Below are 17,176 nucleotides of genomic sequence, written 5' to 3'. Positions count from 1 at the left end.
ACCCATCGATGGAGTTTCATTTTATCTGTCGAGCGACTCTGGCCACACAAAGCGATCGAGGCGAGACTTGTGCTTTGAAGTGCATGGGGCTTCAGACGGATAACCAAGCCGACCGCCTGCAATCGGTTTGCAGTATCCTCTCCGCCTTTTTTAAGGCGGTTTTTTTGTTGGAAGAAGGAATGGGCCAAGGGGTGTTAGCAATACCATCTATGACACCTGTGTTATACTTTATTGTGAGGGTAGATCACGTGTGAACCGCACTCCACTGAAGTAGTAGGGTTCTTTAGTTGAAATGCGTTGAAAGGAGGGTGACACTTGAAAATTAGCCAATTGTCTAAAATCACCGGAGTTAGCCCTCGTTCCATCCGGCATTATGAGAAGAAAAAATTATTGACCGCTAAACGGCTGGATAATGGTTATCGTGAGTTCGATCAATCTGCGATTGATCGCATTAAAACCATCCAAATCTATCTCGGTCTCGGTCTTACCACCGATGAGATCGAACAGGTTTTAAATTGTAAGGAAACTTACCCTGAAATTGAAATCGATGAATATTGTGAGGAAATGATAGAGGTTTATGAAGAGAAATTGGATGAAATCAATACACAAATGAATACATTGGTTGTCGTACAAAAACGGTTGGAAAAGCGAGTGAAGCAAATGAAAGAAAAGAGGGAACGGTCGGGTTTAAAGAGATTGCCCTACGATGATGAAAAATCATAAGTAAAATATAAACCAGTGGGAGATTTTCGTCATCCTCACTGGTTGTTCCATGAAGCGTTAATATGGGTTTTTAACGTTCAGGGAGTCACTGATGACTAAAGATTCTGGTTCAATAAAGGACAGACTTTCTCAGCAGCGAAAAGGATATAAACCATTACGGGGACGGCTTTTGAAATACCTCGGTTAGGTACGAGAAGTCGTCGGTACCGTGGCCTGTGTCAATCGCCCGCTGGGCGACGGCTTTGGCGGCGTTCAAAACACTGGTGTCAATACCGTGGGCTTGGGCGGTTTGGATAATATGTTCCATCCCCGCAGCGGCTGAAATGAGATTGGATTTATCCCCTGGGTAGTGGCCGCTGTCGACCTGATGTGCAAACTCATCCATGATGTCGGGCAGGATGTCTACGATTCCCTTGGCAAATGGAGCGAGATCCTTTGCTTTGATGTTTTCCGTGCGGGCTAAGGTTAAAGCATGGATATAGCCGCTCATGGATGTCCAGAAGAGATCAAGCAGAGCGAGGTCATATGCCGCTGCTCGGCCAGGGTCTGTTCCAAGGTGGGTGGCCGAGCCCCCTGTACTCGCCAGTGTTGGTTGATAAGTTTCGTAGACGGTAGCTGAACCGCTATATAAAACAACAGCAGAAGGGGTTCCGATAGTTGTGGTCGGAGTCATAATCGCCCCGTCGAGGTAATCGACACCGCGCTCAGCCGACCATGTGGCCATTTCCCGTGCCCCCTCGGGTGAGCCGTTGGTCAGGTTTACTAACGTTCGCCCCTTTAAGGTATCACTGACGGGATCAAGGATGGTGTGTACGACGTCGTAGTCTAACACACAGATAATCACCAATCGGCTTGCTTCCACTGCATCGGTAACCGTTTCCGCTTGAACGGCTCCCTTGGCGACGAGGTCATCAGCTTTCCCCGCAGTCCGATTCCAGACGGTCGTCGGATGACCCTGATGCAGGAATGAACCGGCCAACGCTTGACCCATCGGACCTAAGCCGATAATTGTTACTGGTGTACGGTTATTTCCCTTCATGTTAGTCGCGTCTCTAACGGATTGGTTACTCATTTTATATCCTCCCTCATAATTTCCACTACAACAACAATGGTTAAAATATGGCTTTGGTCAAGTTCGATCCCTTATCAAGTCGGCTAGTCGCGAAAGGCCATCATTCCCGTAACCCTCGTCGACTCCTTGAATAAGAAGCGCCTTGTATGGGTGTAAGTAGGTCAACGTTGACGCCCTGCTCCTGGCTGGTCTCAATTAGATTGATGAATCCCACCTTATAATGCTCCTTTCTGCTCGGTTTAAATTTATTATAAAGATTAACACTAGTGTCAATGTCAAGAGGGAAACCTGTTACAACAATCGGGTTAATCAGGAGAGATCTGTCTGACTTAAAATATGGAACACACCGTCCATTACCCAGAAAGGCAGGAGTTTAGTGCATGATTGTCGAACATACAGAAAGAGGGTTAATTCGGGGGAGTAGCGGTTTGGCTGGATTGAAACCAGCTGACAGTGTACCGATGTATAAGTGACACCACACTAGGTACCTAGCTTATTACGCAGCGAAGGAGGAACAAGGTTGTTTGCCTATACTGTGGAAACCAATCAAAGTGTAGACAAAGCGATTCGTGCGTTGGAAGATAATCTGTATCGACGGAAGTTTGAGATTTTGTGGAAATTGGACATTCCGACGAAGTTGATGGAAGAAGGAATTGCCCTGGAACAGGATTTCCGCGTGCTTGAAGTTAGCAACCCTGATGTAGCCAAAAAAGTGCTGACCTGCAATCAGATGGGGGGATACTTTTTGCCCTTTCGCATTGCAGTCTATCGCGGTGCCGATACATTTAAAACCCATATCGGACTGATTCTCCCCACCACCTTGATGAAGTTAGTGGAGGATGAGGAGTTAAATGAGATCGCACAAAACGTAGAAACTACGCTGATCGAAGTAATAAACGCCGCAAAGTAGTTGCTCTCTACAACACAAAAAGCCCACTGTCCTTACAGCGGGCTTTTTGTGTGTTAAATTCAGACTTAAACGAATAGAGGTTTGATGAATAATATTGATTTATATTTCATTCATATTACTTAAATGTTACAATAATTACGGAAGTGTAAAGAGATTTTTAAAGGGGGAAAGCGTGGAATGGTTGAAAAAAAGAGAGAAAATTACACATTAAACGATGTCCGGGAGCAAACGTATAAAAGAAGGGATGCATGGTGGACGGTATGGTTGGTTGATCCGGTGGCTGCTCGGCTGGTCGTACCGCTGGCCAATCACACCCGAATCACTCCGAATCAGATCTCTGTGCTGGCGTTTCTATTTGGATTGTTTGCGGCGGGGTTCTTTTTGCAGGGGGATCCGATGTCGTTGGCGTGGGGAGCGCTCTTCTTTCATCTGAGTTTTGTCCTGGATTGCATGGATGGTAAAATCGCTCGACTCAAAGGGACGGGCAGCGTGTTTGGCATGTGGTTGGATTATATGCTGGATCGGTTCCGGGTGGTAATCTGTAGCGTTGCGCTGATGAGTGGTCAGTGGTTGGCAACGGAGCAAACGAGCTACCTCTTTTTGGCGCTCTTCATTATATTCCTCGACAGTCTGCGGTATATGGATGCGTTGCAACTGTATAAGTTGCGGCGAGAGATGAAGAAGAGAGTTCGTCGTGGACGTATGAAGGAAGAGCCGATTATAGAGGAAGAGGAAAATATACAAGGGGAGATGGCAGCGTCAGCGGAAGAGATCTCCTCTCCATCCGTCGATTTAAATCAAACCTTTAAACGACGATTCCAGTGGTATCTAAATATCCGCGATTGGTTGGAGCAACATCGCATTCGGCCCCATCTTTTTAGCGGGATTGAATTTCAAATGTTTATTTTTATCATTGGACCGTTAACAGGTTTAATCTTGGAGATGGTTGTGGTGAGCGCGGTGTTGTTGCTGACTTTTGAACTGGCCATTATCTACAAGCTGTGGCTTAGTACAAAAGATATGGATCGGGAGCTGACGGTGGAATAACGTTCATACATACCACTTTTCGTAGATAAATCAGCCCCCCTTAGGAGGCTTGATCATGATCCCACCAAACATAGTGGGATCTTCTTTGTGCATAGAAAAAAGAGGGAGAGGAGACCTTATTTTTTGAATTGGATCTGTGCCCACTTTACCATCAATCCGCATGATATGAATTCAAACAAGACCCTGTCTCTTTCATTTGAACAGGGTCTTGTTCCGATTGTTGGGCGGTTGTCACTTGTGTATAAGTCAGATCATCTGCAATAATAAAATGTGAAAAGGAGGAAGGACGATGGGATGGATTATTCGTCTGCTGTTAAATGCACTGGCTGTTCTGATCGCAGCTCAGGTTATTCCACAAATCGACGTATCCGGGTATGGAACGGCGGTGTTGGTGGCGATTGTGCTGGGGATTATCAATACGATTATCCGTCCGGTGTTGGTTTTTTTGACTTTACCCATCTCCGTCGTTACGTTGGGGCTTTTTATCTTTGTGCTAAACGCTGCTCTCTTTGCACTGACGGGGGTTTTAGTGCCCGGATTTGATGTGGAGGGTTTAGCCGGCGCTTTTCTCGGTTCCATCCTGGTCAGCATTATCTCCTGGTTGCTGAACGGCATTTGGAAAGGGCTACGCTCTTGACTACTCCCTGTGCGCAGCGGGGAATTCTTGGGTAATTTCTCATGTTTATAAACGGCTTTTCAAAAATGGTCGTTCTAGACAGCAAGTTGGTAGAGGTGCGGGAACCCGCGCCTCTTTTCTGTGGAGAATTGCGATTAATTGAAAATAATATACTTCCCTCTTTTACATTTACGAAAAGCACCGGCTGATTTCCCTACTTGTTTCCGAAACACCTTATTAAAATAGTTGTCATTGGAAAAACCGACTTTGACTGCGATTTCTTTTATCGGAAGATTGGTATGGAGCAATAGTTCAACCGCATGTTTAATCCGTGTTTGGGTAAGGAATTGCATTGGAGTCGTGTTTAAATGTTCATCGAATTGTTTGATTAAATAGTATTTAGAGCGAGAAGAAACGTTTGCGATATCATCCAGGGTAATCGTTTGATAAAAGTTTGCTTGGATAAAGGTGACAGCTTGGGCTATCGCGGTCGGAATCTCTTTTGTTTTTTCCAACTTATCGGCAAACCGATAAAGCTCCATCATAAACTCATACCCCTTGGCAGAAGCACGGTAGGCATCGGTTATTCGTCTTTCTCGCGTTTCTTGATACGTGGTTAATAACAGCTGAATCAACTTGGAGTCCGGAGGAACCTGAAAAACGGGTCCAACCATTTCATTAGAAAATTCCCAGCATTTTTCCGCTGGTGCTCCTTGCAAAGCGATAAAAACGAAATCCCACTTTTTACTGTGTGCAGGTAAATAATAGCGGTGCTCACTGGGGACTTTCACAATAAATGCTTTTCCGGGGTCGAGTTGATATACGCGTTTGCCCAGTTCTAGCATTCCAAATCCAGAGAGAGTGTATTGAAAGATAATTTTGTTGTCGTCTTCACGCTTTAACCCATCCCAATAATAGTCGGGGGACGTTCTCTTTTCCCGTCCGATGTCTTTGATGCTGACATGGTCTGATGAAAGTTGTTCTTGAAAATAGAAACCATAGCTTCCTTCATATTTCTCCAGTGTATCGAATAATTCGACTAGTCCATCCCCTTTGTGGTTATCTGTTCCGATTGAGTGCAATTTTTTACCCCCCAATCTCATTTTCTTACCGTTGTTACCAAGTAGTAAAGCGCTTACAATAAATATAACAAAAAGTTTAATGCATTGTGAGTAGCAATTATTTATAGTAAAAGGAGAGACAAGAATGACTAAGATCACCTTTATCGGTGCAGGCAGTTCCGTTTTCGCCAAAAACATTCTCGGTGACTGTATGTTTGTGCCTGCTTTGGAGGGAGCAGAGTATGCGTTGTATGATATCAATCCCAAACGGTTACGGGATTCGGAACAGATGTTAAACAATTTGAAACAAAATTATAAGAAAAATATAACAATAAAACCTTACTCTGATCGCAAAGAGGCATTAAAAGGTGCCAAATATGTGATCAATGCCATCCAGGTGGGCGGTTATAAACCAGGGACCGTAATCGATTTTGAGATTCCCAAAAAATATGGGCTTCGTCAGACGATTGGCGACACCGTCGGAATCGGTGGCATTTTTCGGACGCTGCGAACGATTCCGGTGATGTTTGACTTCGCGCGAGATATGGAGGAGGTATGTCCCGATGCCCTTCTTTTAAACTATACCAATCCGATGGCCAGTTTGACCGGGGGGATGTTGCGCTATACCGATGTGAAGACGGTCGGTTTGTGTCATAGTGTTCAGGTTTGTACGGAACATCTGCTGCAATCACTGGGAATGGATGCGGAAGGTGTTGAAGAAAAAATTGCAGGGATCAACCATATGGCGTGGTTGCTGGAAGTGAAACGGGACGGATTTGATCTGTATCCGGAAATTAAAAGACGGGCCAAAGAAAAACAAAAGAGCCCCCACCATGATAAGGTACGGTTTGAGTTGATGGACAAATTTGGTTATTATGTGACGGAATCTTCGGAGCATAACGCCGAGTATCATCCTTATTTTATAAAAAGCCGGTATCCTGAGCTGATCGAAAAATACAATATCCCCCTTGATGAGTACTTATACCGGTGTGAAAGCCAGATCAAGGATTGGGAATCAATGCGGGAAGAGCTGGTTCACAATCAACAATTAACCCATACCCGCTCCCATGAATATGGTTCCCGCATTATCGAAGCGATTGAAACGAATGTTCCGTTTAAATTTGGAGGGAATGTGTTAAATACAGGCGGGATGATCACCAACCTCTCGGAGAAAGCTTGCGTCGAAATTCCCTGTGTCGCTGACCGGAGCGGGATCACTTCCTGTTTTGTCGGAGAATTGCCGGAACAGCTGGCGGCGCTTAATCGTACCAACATCAATACGCAGCTGTTGACGATTGAAGCGGCTGTAACAGGGAAGAAAGAAGCGATTTACCAAGCAGCTATGCTTGATCCTCATACGAGTGCAGAATTGTCGTTAGATGATATCGTCGCCATGTGTGATGACCTGATTGAAGCCCACGGTGACTGGTTGCCACGCTTTGCATGACGGCATCGGCTTCACTTCCGGTGAAGACAACTCTTGAGAAGCGAGTGCACCCTCTCCGTTTACATTCCGGTGGTGCCCTTGCTTCCATCTTCTTGGGGGGGCTTCTGCACTGTTTTGGCTAATCGAGATGGATGCAATATAGTCATGTAAGTTTGCTCTCCCACCACAGACCAAAAATTTTGTGATTCAACGATTTTCTTCACGCACCCTTTTTTGAAATCGTTTTCAAAATAGAGGGGGATTAAACCACATCCCCCGGATCGACTAATCTTAAAGGAGGGAATGATGATGATCAACTGGGGTAAGAAATCGCTATTCCTGTTTGGTTTGGTGTTGTGCATGGTTTTGGTGCAAGCCTGTTCCGGAAGTGCCGATGGCAAAGAGCAGCTGACGATGTCCGCTTGGGGAAATCCGGCGGAACTAAAAGTATACCAACGAGCGATTGATGCTTACATGGAGAAAAATCCGGATGTATCCATTAAATTGGTTCCCATCCCCGTCGACGGCTATGAACAGAAACTGATTACACAGTTAACGGGTGGCGGTGGATCCGACCTCTTCTATGTTGGGGCTGAATATACGTCCCGTTTGGTGGAGGGTAACACGATTGAACCGTTGACGGATTTTCTAAATTCGGAGGAGAGTTATACCAAGCCTGATGATTACGCGGAGGGTCTATGGGGTGCTGCAAAAAAAGAGGATGAAATTTATGGTGTACCGGTAGACAGCAATCCGTTGGTTATGTATTACAATATCGACTTGTTTAAAGAGCTGGGCATTAAGACGCCTCAACAATACTACGATGAAGGTGAATGGAATTGGGACGCATTTAAAAAAGTGACGACGGAGCTGAAAAAGGGCGGTAAAAAAGGGTATGTGCAGGAAAAAACGTTGCATATGATTGAAAGCTGGATCTGGTCAAACGGTGGCTCCATTTATGATGAAGACGGGAACTTGGTGCTGGATAACGATAAAAAAGCGCAGGAAGCGATCGCCTTTATAGACAGCCTGATCCAAGATGGAAATGCAGTGTATGCCGGGGCGTTGCCGGAAGGGCAAGGGCTGGACGCGATGTTTTTGTCACAGCAAGTGGGAATGATTTCCGCAGGACATTGGTTAACACCGATGTTTGAGGAAGCGGGGGTAAACTATGATTATATTCCGTGGCCGACCAATACCGGCAACGAGAGAGAACCAGTGGTGATTCCAACCGCCTATCTGTCTGTAAATGCCAATACAGACAAAAAAGAAGAAGCGATGAAATTCCTCTCGTTCTACGTTTCAAAGGAAGGGCAGACTGCAAGGCTTTCCGGCGTCGGCAATGCGATCCCTTCCGTTTCGGGCATCGATGAGATTGTGGAAGATCAGCCAAAGCATGTTCATTATGTGACCGAAGCTAGGGAGACGGGCTATGCTCATGGAAGCCCCAAAAGTAAAAGTGCGTTGACACCCGGATTAGTGAATGATATGGAAGATTTGTTTGATGTGATGTTATTAGGGAAAGCCACTCCGGAAGAGACCGTGGAAAAAGTGGTCAAAACGATTGAGGAAAAGACCGACCAATAGCATATCAATAACCAGGTCTGTTGATGAGATGATGGAAGGGATTTTTGAAAGCGAAGTGACTTTGCTGTGCTACTTAACGGAAGGAACCGAGGGCTGGAAAAGCGGGTTACATGTTTGAGCGGCAGCGAGTTTTGCCCGCTCCCACCCTCGGGGGCTGAGCGGACAGTTTTAACTTCTTTGCAAACAGTAGGAACACGTGCGTTCAAAAATCCCTCCTCCCGCCTCGACAGGGTTGAAATGGTCTGAACGGACGATACCATCGGCATCGTCCGTTTGCCATCATCTTACACCACGGTATTTTCGAAGGAGTGGAAACGATGCATCACAAATACCGAAAATGGTGGGCTTATGCCTTTATCGCTCCAACCATGATCACATTGTTGATGTTCTGGCTGATTCCGCTGGGTTTTGCATTGATACTCAGTTTGATGCACTGGGACGGTTTTGGTGAAAAAACCTTTGTCGGCTTGGATAATTTTATCTATCTGTTTCAGGACCCCGTTTTTCAGAGAGCGGTTGTCAATACCGTCTACTATACCGTTTTAACGATTCCCACCAACATTATTATCGCGCTGTTATTGGCGTTAGCGTTAAACAAAATCCCTGGAAAAGACGTTTATCGCGTGTTTTATTTTATGCCGGTGGTGACAAGTGCGGTCTCCGTCGGGGTGATCTGGATATGGATTTTAAACGGTGATTTCGGCATTCTCAACTCCGTGCTCAGTACCGTTGGGATTGCAGGGCCCAATTGGTTGGCGGACGACCGCTGGGTGATTCCTGCCATCGCTATCGTGGGGGTATGGTGGGGGTTGGGTTTTAATGTCGTTATTTTTTTGGCCGGATTACAGGGGATATCTCGCTCCTATTATGAGGCGGCGGAGATGGACGGTGCGACTACGATGCAGAAGTTTTTCCACATCACGTTGCCGTTACTTTCCCCCACTACTTTCTTTGTGGCGGTAATGGCGGTCATCAGCTCTTTCCAAGTGTTTGACCAGGTTTTTGTGATGACCCAGGGAGGGCCTGGTAAAGCCAGCCATGTGGTCGTTCTCCATATGTATGAAATGGCTTTTCAAAAAGGGCAATTTGGCGTCAGTACGGCGACGGCAGTGGTTCTGTTTATGTCGATCTTACTCTTCACCATCATCCAATTTAAGTTGTCAAAAAGGTGGGTTCATTATGAAGGGTAGCAAAGCAGTTCAAGTGAAACCGACGCAGTTGCTGCTGCATATTGTCTTAAGTCTTGGTGCAGTGGTAATGGTCGCTCCATTCTTGTGGGCGATTAGCAGCTCGTTAAAAACGACGGCCCAAATTTACCAACTGCCTCCCGCTTGGATTCCCACTCCGGTTGAATGGCACAATTATATGCGCTCGTTGGAAGCGATGCCCTTTGATTTGGCCTATTTTAATAGCTTTTACATTACCGTGCTTGTGGTGCTTTCACAGGTGATCGGATGTTCGTTGGCCGCTTATGCCTTTGCCAAATTTCGGTTTCCTGGGGATAAGGTCTTATTTTTGCTGGTGATTTCGATGATGATGGTGCCGAAACAAGTGATTATCATCCCCCAATATTTGATGCTGCAGCAGTTTGGTTGGATTGATACCCATCTGCCGTTGATTATGCCGGAGCTGTTGTTTAATGCATTTGGGATTTTTCTGTTGCGCCAATTTATCATGGGAATCCCACGGGATTTAGAGGAAGCGGCGATTATCGATGGGGCCAATCCGTTGCGGGTATGGTGGAGCATTGTCTTACCGTTGATTCGTCCGGCGTTGGCGGCTTTCATCATTTTTGCCTTTAAAGATAAATGGAATCAGTTTTTGGAACCGTTGATCTATCTGGACACGCCCGATCTGTTTACAGTGCCGATGCTTCTCAATTCCTTCAAAGGGCTGTATACCGCCGACTGGGCCTTGATGATGGCGGGTGCGGTGATTTCGATTTTGCCGATCCTAATCGTTTATGTTATTCTGCAAAGGCAGATTATCGAGGGGATTACATTGACTGGAATTAAGGGATAGGGGAATCGATCAACCATCAACGCTTAGCTTCCGAGGTGTAAAGATGAACGAATGGCAACGGGTTCGTAGGAGATTGGAGCGGATGTTGGAAGTATCGGTGGATCGGGTTCCTGCCGATAACGCTGCGGTGGAGCGCTTGGAAACGACTTTTTTCCCGGTGCGCATGGAGGGGATGGATTGGCTGGTAGTGGTGGAAGCACCCCTTTCCGGACGGGAGCGCTCGCTTGTGCAAGCGTGGTTGGATGAGGTGTTGTCGGCAGAACGAGAAACGGCGTCTCCTTTTTCTGAGCGCCTCTCCCAGTGGTTGCGTCATCCGGAGGACTTTCTCCATCACCCGACACCAAAACCGGGGGAGTGGAGAAGTCGTGTTCCGTTTTTAATCATGGTAAAGAATGAACGCCAGATAGGCAGTGACGATGTGATCACCAGCTTTTTTGAGGGGGATCCATGGTTGCTGTCGTTACACAAGGGAGAACGACTCTTATTGGTACCGCCGGATTGGATGGAGGCTGACGATTCCGGGCGCGAATCGGCATGGGTGGAGACGGCCCAGGGATTGGCCGAGGCGCTGGCGACGGAAAGCGGCGAAGAAGTGAGAATCGCGGTACATGGGCTGGTGGAGACACCGCAGGACTTACCGGCTGTGTTGACCACTTTGCGGGAAACGCTCCGTATCGGCCAACGCTTTCATCCCGCTGGTACCGTTTTTGCGGAGTGGGAGCTTGCGCTGGAGCGATTGCTCCGTTCAGTTGAGATCGAGGGAGTACAACTGTTTCTCGATGCGATCTCTCCGCTGCCCTTTTGGCAAGATGAAGAGCTGCGACGAACGTTACTTGTCTTTCTAGAGCAAAATCTCAATGTGAGCGAGACGGCCCGACGCCTGTTCCTGCATCGCAACACCCTCATTTACCGTCTGGATCGGTTGAAGCAGGAGACCGGGTTGGATGTACGCCGGTTTGAAGATGCATTGCGGGTAAAGTTGGCGCTGTTGTTGACAGGCAGAGAACAATCTTAGGCAAGTTGCCCAAGGTGAGGCTTCCATTTTTGTTCTCTTTGGACATGGTGGGGTGCGAAGGGTGTGCGCTACAATAACCCTGAGAAAACATGAAAGGGGTTACATTCCGATGGCACAGGTGAAATTGAACCAAGTCTATAAACGGTATAGTGGCGATGTGACCGCCGTGACCGACTTTAATCTGGATATCAAAGACCAGGAGTTCTTGGTGTTGGTCGGTCCTTCCGGTTGCGGGAAATCGACGACGCTACGTATGATTGCCGGCTTGGAGGAGATCTCTGAGGGGGAGCTTTTTATCGGTGATCGCTTGGTTAACGATGTGGCACCCAAAGATCGGGATATCGCGATGGTGTTCCAAAGCTATGCCTTGTACCCCCATATGAATGTTTATCAAAATATGGCCTTTGGTCTGAAATTGCGCAAATTTAAAAAGGATGACATCGATAAACGCGTCAAGGAAGCAGCCAAAATATTGGATATTGAACATCTGTTGGACCGCAAGCCAAAAGCGCTCTCGGGCGGGCAGCGGCAGCGGGTGGCGCTAGGTCGGGCGATTGTGCGTGAACCGCAAGTCTTTCTGATGGACGAGCCCTTGTCCAACCTGGATGCCAAATTGCGGGTACAGATGCGTACGGAGATCAGCAAGTTGCACCAACGCCTGAAGACAACCGTGATCTATGTGACCCACGATCAGACCGAGGCGATGACTATGGGTGATCGCATTGTGGTGATGAAAGACGGTCTGATTCAACAGGCGGATACACCCACCCAAATTTATCATCATCCCGCCAATGTATTTGTGGCCGGGTTCATCGGTTCCCCAGCGATGAACTTTGTCGAGGGACAACTGGTGGAAGAGGGTGGCGATCTCATCTTTAAAAATGGTCTCAATATCAAAGTGCCGGAAGGCAAGGCCAAAATGTTGCGCGAAAAAGGGTACGTAGGTAAAGAAGTGATCTTCGGGATTCGACCGGAAGATATCCACGACGAACCGCTCTTTCTTGAATCTTCCCCAGACAGCTTGGTAAAGGCGAAGGTGGAAGTGGCTGAAAACATGGGAGCGGAGATGTATCTCTACCTTAGCGGGATCACGGATAAATGGGTGACAGCACGGGTGAACGCCCGTACGCAATTTGCCGCTGGCAATGAAGTCACCTTGGCCCTCGATATGAATAAATCCCATGTTTTTGACAAAGAGACAGAAGAAGCGATATATTGAGCAAAATGGGCGGCGGTGTGAACCAGCCGCCCTTGATTTGTTATGATAGAGGAAATGGGACAAAGGAGTCGGACACTATGGCGGCATCGGTCACAGTAAAGGAAATGGTGGAACGTTTAGGGCTAAAGGTATTAAGCGGGGAAGACGGGTTGAACCGCAGACTGACGACGAGTGATCTATATCGGCCGGGGTTGGAACTGGCGGGTTTTTTCACTTATTATCCCTCGGAGCGGTTGCAGATGTTGGGACGGTCGGAGCTGACGTTTCTCTCGGGACTGCCGGTACGGGAACGGACAGAGCGGTTGAAGTGGTTGTGTCACGAGGATACCCCTTGTTTTTGCGTCACCCGAGGGCAGGACGCGCCCAGTGAGCTGCATGAAGCGGTCCAAGAGAAAAACATCCCGATCTTAGGCACGTCCCATTCCACCACCCGTTTTTCCAGCAAAACGACGAACTGGCTGGAAAAAAAGCTGGCGCCCGCTACCACCATGCATGGGGTGTTTGTGGATATTTACGGTGTTGGGGTATTGATCGTGGGCTCAAGCGGTATCGGTAAAAGCGAAACCGCTTTGGAGCTGGTGAAGCGCGGCCATCGTTTAGTAGCGGATGATGCAGTGGAAATTCGTCAGTCGGATGAGGATTCCCTGGTGGGTCATGCCCCGGAACTGATCCGCTATCTGTTGGAAATTAGAGGGTTGGGCATTATCAATGTGATGACCTTATTCGGTGCTGGCGCAGTGCGGGAGTTTAAGAAGCTATCCATGGTGGTGCAGTTGGAAGCGTGGCAGGAAAATCGGCAATACGACCGCCTCGGTTTGGATGAAGAGCGTATGCGTATTATCGATACCGAAGTACCACTGTTGACAGTGCCGGTTCGACCTGGACGCAACTTGGCGGTGATTATTGAAGTGGCGGCGATGAATTTTCGATTGAAGAAAATGGGTTATCATGCCGCTCAATCCTTTGCCCAACAATTGAGCCGCAGTCTGGAAGAAGTGGATGAACTGGATTAAAGGCTTGATGCGTTTCAATTGCCTACCAACTAGGTTACAATAAAATATGTATTTGGAATTACGGGATATAGCAAAAGGAGGAGCCGTAGGCATGGGCTTTGCACAGGTGCTCGACCCTGTGGCAATTTCACTGGGTCCGCTTCAAATCCATTGGTATGGAATCATTATGGGGTCTGCGGTACTGATCGGACTGTGGCTTGCGATTCGGGAAGGGAAACGCCACGGTTTGGATTCGGAGTTGTTCCTAGATCTGATCATATGGGTGATCCCCGCGGCCATTATCGGTGCGCGGCTTTATTACGTGGCGTTTGAATGGGAGTACTATTCACAGAATCCCGCAGACATTTTCGCCATATGGAAAGGCGGCCTGGCGATTCACGGCGGCTTGATCGGGGCGTTGCTGGCTGGCGCGGTTTTTGTAAGGAAACGGGAAATCTCCTTTTTGCACATGGCGGATATTGTGGCACCCAGCATTATTATCGGGCAATGCATCGGCCGTTGGGGCAACTTTATGAACCAAGAAGCCCACGGCGGGGAAGTGACCCGTTCCTTTTTAGAAGGGTTGATGCTGCCAAACTGGATCATTGAACAGATGAACATCCAAGGCGTTTACTATCATCCCACTTTTCTTTATGAGTCCCTGTGGACATTGGTGGGTTTTGGCATGTTACTCCTGTTGCGTCGGTTTAACCCCCGTCGCGGCGAGGTTTTCTTTACCTATTTGATATGGTATTCCCTGGGGCGCTTTTTTATCGAGGGATTGCGTACCGACAGTCTCACCTTTGAGGGGCCGGCGTGGCTGGCTTCCTTCATCAACGGGCTGTGGTCGCCAATGCAGATCTTATTTGAACCGGGCTGGATGACGGACGGCAATATTCGTATCGCCCAACTGGTAAGCTTGCTGTTGGTGCTGTTGGGAATTGCATTGATCATCTTCCGCAGAGTGCGCGGCCAAGCCCATGAATCTTACTATCAAAAGAAGGAAAGCATCGAGGGATGAAGCGAATCAATTGGAAAAAAGGGTTAATCTCCGGGTGGAGCACCGCCTGGGAACTGGGGAAAATCATCTTTCCCGTCACCTTGGCAGTCAGTCTATTGCAACATACCCCAGTGATCGATGGATTGGTGCGGTTATTGACACCGGCAATGTCGTGGCTGGGTTTGCCGGGAGAGGCGGCCATTCCACTGGTGCTGGGAAATATGCTCAATCTGTATGCCGCCATCGGGGCAATTCTAACCTTGGATTTAACGGTGAAGCAAGTTTTTATTCTCGCTGTGATGCTCAGTTTCTCACACAATTTATTACTGGAGTCGGCGGTGTGTCGTCGGGTCGGGGTGAATGCGGGTTTGGTGGCAGGGGTACGAATCGGATTAGCCGTTATTACTGCCGTCATGATTCACTGGTTGTGGCAGGGTGGAGATAGCGCAGCCCACTACGGCTGGATCACTCCGCAAACGCAACCGGAAGGATGGCTGGAAATCACGGGGTTGGCCCTGCAAACAGCGATGACCGGTATCTTTCAACTAGCTTTAGTCGTCTTTCCGCTGATGATGGGGATTCAGATCCTAAAAGATTGGCACTGGTTGGATCGTTTTGCCGATTGGATGGTACCGATGATGCGTCCCCTCGGCATTGAACCGCGCGGCTCTATCATTATGGCGAGTGGTCTTTTATTCGGTCTGGCGATGGGGGCTGGCGTCATTATTGAACAGGCTCGGGAAAAAGGATTTAGCAAACGGGACATGACCCTGATGATCTTATTTTTGGCGGCCTGTCACGCAGTGGTGGAAGATACGTTAATTTTTGCTCCCTTGGGTATTGATGTATTGCCCCTGCTGTTGATCCGGTTGGGTGTGGCCATCCTGATGACCTTATGTATCGCTTGGTTTTGGCCTTCGCCCCAAAGCAATCCTGCGGTCAATCGACCTGCACAGGGGGAATCGCTTTGAAATATCGCACAATCTTATTTGACTTGGATGGCACCTTGTTAGATACGACTCCATTGATCGTCGCCTCATTTCTGCATACATTTGCAGAGTACGGCTCGCTTCCCTATGGCGAAAAAGAGGTGTTGGAAGCATTGGGGGAGCCGCTGCTTGAGCAGATGAAGCGATTTGGTGGCGAAGAGCGGGCAGAAGCGATGGTAAAAACCTATCGCCGTCACAATGTCGCTCATCATGACGATTATGTACAAGCGTTTCCCGGCGTTAATCACGTGCTGGAGCGCCTTCATCGCGAAGGATTTACCCTGGGTGTCGTCTCCAATAAACAGCGGGTCACCGTTGAGATGGGTTTACGCTTGTGCGGCTTGGAGCCTTTGATGGCGACGGTGGTGTGTCAAGGGGAAGCGGAGCGGGATAAACCGGCGCCGGATCCGCTTCGCTTGGCCATGAATCGTGTGGGAGCGGATGCTGCTGACACCTTGATGGTGGGAGACAGCCGCTTTGATCTATTGGCAGCTCATAATGCCGGGACGGCCAGCGCAGGGGTAGCATGGTCCGCCCATGGAGCGGAGTCACTATTGGCGTATAAGCCGGATTATCTGTTGCACAGCATGGAAGATTTGTACGGGATCATTGGTCTTACCGTTGTAGATGGAGAGGAGCGGCGATGAGAAAGACCGAGCGCCATGCGGTGAGTGGTAGTAACTCCCTGTGGCAGTTATACCGGATTGTTCCCTTTGCAACAGTGTTTAAAAATACCGTGGTCAATGAATTGGTACGATATGTGCCCGTTTTTCCCTGGAAAAACTGGATCTATCGACATTTGCTCAACATGCAGGTGGGTGACCGCACTGCGCTCGCCTTTAAAGTGACCGTCGACTTATTGCACCCGGAGCGGATTCGCATCGGCTCCGATACCATCATCGGTTATCACAGCACCATCCTCACCCATGAATATTTGGTGGATGAATACCGCCTCGGCGATGTGGTGATCGGCGATCGTGTTATGATCGGTGCCAATACCACTATTTTGCCGGGAGTAACCATCGGCGACGGCGCCGTCATCGGTGCGGGCTCCCTCGTGAACAAAGATATCCCTACCGGTATGTTGGCGGCGGGAAATCCCATCCGCTTGATTGGAAAACGGGAAGAGACCCCACCTCCACCGGATAACCCGATCCAACCGGAACAAGAATGATCGACGAAAATTAGCGTCAAGCCATTTGAAAACCCCTAGTAACGGCATCGGTGCCGTCTAGGGGTTTTGCGTGTTCACAATTCCGAGGCTGTTGGAAAACCCTGATAATGGAAGAGGGAGGATTTCCAGTTTGCGGACTTCCCTTCATCAATGAAAGGGAAAGAGGTGCGAAGATGGAATTCAGGACGCGGGATTGTTCACAATCCTGTTAAGAAGGGTGAATTTGCGAGTTGATGGGAAACGATACAATGAAAGTGGATTTTTTGTGTCAAAGTTTATAACAGTGAAACCCTGATGAATGCAATTATAATCGCTGTTCAAAT

The 17,176-nt window shown here is 48.2% G+C and carries 17 protein-coding genes; 15 read left to right on the top strand and 2 right to left on the bottom strand.

The window, feature by feature from the left end:
* The first annotated feature begins 315 nt into the window (after window positions 1–315).
* Window positions 316–723 (top strand): MerR family transcriptional regulator, encoded by a 408-nt coding sequence (locus tag C8J48_RS14585; RefSeq protein ID WP_107727979.1) that lies wholly within the window; start codon window positions 316–318, stop codon window positions 721–723.
* Between the two features lie 154 nt (window positions 724–877).
* Here the strand turns inward: C8J48_RS14585 and C8J48_RS14580 are convergent, their stop codons facing one another.
* On the bottom strand, window positions 878–1,762 hold the full coding sequence (locus C8J48_RS14580; RefSeq protein WP_107728254.1) for an imine reductase family protein: 885 nt from the start codon (window positions 1,760–1,762) through the stop codon (window positions 878–880).
* Window positions 1,763–2,315: 553 nt separating this feature from the next.
* Between C8J48_RS14580 and C8J48_RS14575 the strand changes: the two genes are divergently transcribed.
* The 3 genes from C8J48_RS14575 to C8J48_RS14565 all read left to right on the top strand — a co-directional run bounded on the left by C8J48_RS14575 (window position 2,316) and on the right by C8J48_RS14565 (window position 4,389).
* Window positions 2,316–2,705: a DUF302 domain-containing protein gene (locus C8J48_RS14575; RefSeq protein ID WP_107727978.1), complete on the top strand. Its 390-nt coding sequence runs from the start codon at window positions 2,316–2,318 to the stop codon at window positions 2,703–2,705.
* Between the two features lie 177 nt (window positions 2,706–2,882).
* Complete coding sequence (locus tag C8J48_RS14570; protein ID WP_107727977.1) at window positions 2,883–3,752, top strand: CDP-alcohol phosphatidyltransferase family protein; 870 nt, start codon at window positions 2,883–2,885, stop codon at window positions 3,750–3,752.
* A gap of 289 nt (window positions 3,753–4,041) precedes the next feature.
* Window positions 4,042–4,389 carry a phage holin family protein gene (locus tag C8J48_RS14565; RefSeq protein ID WP_107727976.1) on the top strand — a complete coding sequence of 116 codons (348 nt, stop codon included), beginning with the start codon at window positions 4,042–4,044 and terminating at the stop codon, window positions 4,387–4,389.
* 134 nt (window positions 4,390–4,523) lie between these two features.
* Here C8J48_RS14565 and C8J48_RS14560 read toward each other — a convergent pair whose 3' ends face one another.
* Entirely contained in the window at window positions 4,524–5,621 is a 1,098-nt protein-coding gene (locus C8J48_RS14560) for an AraC family transcriptional regulator (protein WP_245891237.1), read from the bottom strand.
* Here C8J48_RS14560 and melA point away from each other — a divergent pair.
* The 11 genes from melA to C8J48_RS14500 all read left to right on the top strand — a co-directional run bounded on the left by melA (window position 5,575) and on the right by C8J48_RS14500 (window position 16,853).
* A complete protein-coding gene (gene melA, locus C8J48_RS14555) occupies window positions 5,575–6,876 on the top strand; it encodes an alpha-glucosidase/alpha-galactosidase (RefSeq protein WP_107727974.1) in 1,302 nt (433 codons plus the stop codon). The genes C8J48_RS14560 and melA overlap by 47 nt on opposite strands.
* 288 nt (window positions 6,877–7,164) lie before the next feature.
* Window positions 7,165–8,442, top strand: coding sequence for an ABC transporter substrate-binding protein (locus C8J48_RS14545; protein ID WP_170105576.1), 1,278 nt, complete (start codon window positions 7,165–7,167; stop codon window positions 8,440–8,442).
* A gap of 317 nt (window positions 8,443–8,759) precedes the next feature.
* Window positions 8,760–9,632 carry a carbohydrate ABC transporter permease gene (locus tag C8J48_RS14540; protein ID WP_107727971.1) on the top strand — a complete coding sequence of 291 codons (873 nt, stop codon included), beginning with the start codon at window positions 8,760–8,762 and terminating at the stop codon, window positions 9,630–9,632.
* The gene (locus C8J48_RS14535) at window positions 9,622–10,464 is read left to right on the top strand and encodes a carbohydrate ABC transporter permease (protein ID WP_107727970.1); all 843 of its coding nucleotides are present in this window, start codon (window positions 9,622–9,624) and stop codon (window positions 10,462–10,464) included. The genes C8J48_RS14540 and C8J48_RS14535 overlap by 11 nt, the downstream gene beginning before the upstream one ends.
* 43 nt (window positions 10,465–10,507) lie before the next feature.
* Window positions 10,508–11,479 carry a PucR family transcriptional regulator gene (locus tag C8J48_RS14530; protein ID WP_107727969.1) on the top strand — a complete coding sequence of 324 codons (972 nt, stop codon included), beginning with the start codon at window positions 10,508–10,510 and terminating at the stop codon, window positions 11,477–11,479.
* A 109-nt stretch (window positions 11,480–11,588) separates the two neighbouring features.
* Window positions 11,589–12,698, top strand: a complete 1,110-nt coding sequence (locus tag C8J48_RS14525) for an ABC transporter ATP-binding protein (protein ID WP_107727968.1) — start codon at window positions 11,589–11,591, stop codon at window positions 12,696–12,698.
* 77 nt (window positions 12,699–12,775) lie between these two features.
* Entirely contained in the window at window positions 12,776–13,711 is a 936-nt protein-coding gene (gene hprK, locus C8J48_RS14520) for an HPr(Ser) kinase/phosphatase (protein WP_107727967.1), read from the top strand.
* 91 nt (window positions 13,712–13,802) lie between these two features.
* On the top strand, window positions 13,803–14,711 hold the full coding sequence (gene lgt, locus C8J48_RS14515) for a prolipoprotein diacylglyceryl transferase (RefSeq protein ID WP_146160509.1): 909 nt from the start codon (window positions 13,803–13,805) through the stop codon (window positions 14,709–14,711).
* Window positions 14,708–15,661, top strand: coding sequence for a nucleoside recognition domain-containing protein (locus C8J48_RS14510; RefSeq protein ID WP_107727966.1), 954 nt, complete (start codon window positions 14,708–14,710; stop codon window positions 15,659–15,661). Before lgt ends, C8J48_RS14510 begins: the two co-directional genes overlap by 4 nt.
* Window positions 15,658–16,326 carry a pyrophosphatase PpaX gene (gene ppaX / locus C8J48_RS14505; protein WP_170105574.1) on the top strand — a complete coding sequence of 223 codons (669 nt, stop codon included), beginning with the start codon at window positions 15,658–15,660 and terminating at the stop codon, window positions 16,324–16,326. The genes C8J48_RS14510 and ppaX overlap by 4 nt, the downstream gene beginning before the upstream one ends.
* Window positions 16,323–16,853 (top strand): acyltransferase, encoded by a 531-nt coding sequence (locus tag C8J48_RS14500; RefSeq protein WP_107727964.1) that lies wholly within the window; start codon window positions 16,323–16,325, stop codon window positions 16,851–16,853. Before ppaX ends, C8J48_RS14500 begins: the two co-directional genes overlap by 4 nt.
* Window positions 16,854–17,176: the final 323 nt, after the last annotated feature.

The sequence above is a fragment of the Desmospora activa DSM 45169 genome, assembly GCF_003046315.1.
Taxonomy (GTDB): Bacteria; Bacillota; Bacilli; order Thermoactinomycetales; family DSM-45169; genus Desmospora; species Desmospora activa.
This window is presented reverse-complemented; position numbering and strand designations above follow the sequence as displayed.